At 53.4% G+C, this 356-nt stretch carries 1 pseudogene; it reads right to left on the bottom strand.

Annotated elements, in window-relative coordinates:
- Nucleotides 1-62 precede the first annotated feature (62 nt).
- Nucleotides 63-356 (bottom strand): annotated as a pseudogene (locus B3187_RS12035) (XRE family transcriptional regulator); the annotation flags it as partial.

Here is a 356-nt window from a genome sequence, read left to right as displayed (position 1 = left end):
CGTGAAGGGGTTACCCAACTCCTGTCACGTATTTCAATTCTTAAAACTTTCCTTTGTTGGCTTCAGGAAGCCCGAATAACATCGACTCCCAAGGTCTCCAAACGTTGTTTTGCCTCATCAGGAAAACCCGAATCCGTCACCAGATAGGCAATCCGCTCCCAGGGCAATTCAAGGTTGTGGATCTTCCGGCCCAATTTGTCCGATTCCGCCATCACGATGACTTCGCGTGCCACCTCGGCCATTACCTGGCTCAGGCTGTACAGCTCATTAAAAGTGGTGGTCCCGCGTTCCAGGTCCAGGCCATCGGCGCCGATAAACAGCTGGTCAAAGTTGTAGGAGCGCAGCACCTGCTCGGC

This window comes from Marinimicrobium sp. UBA4209, assembly GCF_002381585.1.
GTDB classification, from domain to species: domain Bacteria; phylum Pseudomonadota; class Gammaproteobacteria; order Pseudomonadales; family Cellvibrionaceae; genus Marinimicrobium; species Marinimicrobium koreense.
Note: the sequence above shows the minus strand (reverse complement) of the source record. Positions and strands in the feature narration are given on the sequence as shown.